The sequence below is a fragment of the Streptomyces sp. NPDC093109 genome (assembly GCF_040701725.1).
Lineage (GTDB): Bacteria > Actinomycetota > Actinomycetes > Streptomycetales > Streptomycetaceae > Streptomyces.
The window spans coordinates 1-1,573 of sequence record NZ_JBFBEZ010000121.1; the positions used below are offsets into that span (position 1 = coordinate 1).

Annotated in this window: 1 protein-coding gene; it reads left to right on the forward strand. The window is 68.5% G+C overall.

Features of this window, described 5'->3' with window-relative positions; all coding sequences use genetic code 11:
• Positions 1-15 precede the first annotated feature (15 nt).
• Positions 16-1,573, forward strand: a 1,558-nt coding sequence (locus AB0389_RS37845) for a type I polyketide synthase (RefSeq protein WP_366400128.1), incomplete at its 3' end; no start/stop codon positions are given.

Consider the following 1,573-nt stretch of genomic DNA (forward strand, 5'->3'; position numbering starts at 1 on the left):
GAGGGTGTCGGGGAGTTGGCGGCGGAGTTGTCGGCTCTGGGTGCGGTGGTGTCGGTGGTGGCGTGTGATGTCGCTGATCGTGCTTCGGTGGAGGCTTTGTTGGCGGGGCGTGTGGTGTCGGGGGTGGTGCATGTTGCGGGGGTGCTGGATGACGGGACGGTCGGTTCGCTGTCGGTGGAGCGGCTGGGTGGGGTGTTGCGGCCGAAGGTGGATGGGGCGTGGCATCTGCATGAGCTGACGCGGGAGCGGGAGCTCGGGGCTTTTGTGGTGTTCTCTTCGGTTGCCGGGGTGTTGGGGAGTCCGGGGCAGGGGGCGTATGCGGCGGGTAACGCGTTTCTTGACGCGTTGGTGGAGTGTCGGCGGGCTGAGGGTCTGCCGGGTGTGTCGTTGGCGTGGGGGCCTTGGGACCGTGCGGTTGGGATGACGTCGGGTCTGGCGGACACCGAGGCGGATCGGTTTGTGCGTTCGGGTGTGTCGGCGTTGTCGGTGGAGGAGGGGGTGGCGCTCTTCGATATGGCGTTGGCCGGCGGGGATGCCGTCTCCGTGCCCGTACGGCTTGATCTGCCGGTGCTGCGGGCCCGCGGCGAAGTCCCGCCGATGCTGCGGACCTTGGTACGCACCCGAGCCCGGCGGAGGTCCGCGGTCGCCGGATCGGCCGCCGCGGCCGGGCTGGTGAGCAGGCTGGCCGGACTGACCTCTGTTGAGCGTCACGAGGTGCTGGTGGATCTCGTACGCGGGCAGGTGGCACTCGTGCTCGGGCACGCCGACTCCACCTCCGTACATCCGGGACGTGCCTTCCGGGAGTTGGGCTTCGACTCGCTCACCTCGGTCGAGCTGCGGAACAGGCTCGCCACGGTCACCGGGCTGCGGTTGCCGGCCACGATGGTCTTCGACTATCCCACCGTCGACTCCCTTGTCGGCCATCTGCTCGATGACCTGCTCGGTGCCGCCGACGCGGCCGACATCGCTGCGGTGTCGCCCGTTGGCACAGGGGCATCCGTGGTGGACGATCCGATCGTCATTGTGGGGATGAGCTGCCGCTATCCCGGCGGCGTCGCCTCGCCGGAGGATCTGTGGCGGCTGGTCACGGACGGCACCGACGCGATCGGCGGCTTCCCTGCCAACCGCGGCTGGGACACGGAAGGGCTCTTCCATCCGGACCCGGACCACAAGGGAACGACCTACACGCGGGAAGGCGGATTCCTCTACGAGGCGGGGGAGTTCGACCCGGCGTTCTTCGGGATGAGCCCGCGTGAGGCTCTTGCCACGGACTCGCAGCAGCGGCTGCTGCTGGAGGCGTCGTGGGAGGCCGTGGAGCGGGCCGGGATCGACCCGTTGTCGCTGAGAGGGAGCGCCACTGGCGTCTTCGCGGGAGTGATGTACAGCGACTACAGCATGGTCTTGGGGAGCCCGGAGTTCGAGGGATTCCAGGGCAGCGGGAGTTCGCCGAGTCTGGCGTCGGGTCGGGTGTCGTATGTGTTGGGTCTTGAGGGTCCTGCGGTGACGGTGGATACGGCGTGTTCGTCGTCGTTGGTGGCGTTGCACTGGGCGATGCAGGCGTTGCGTGGTGGTG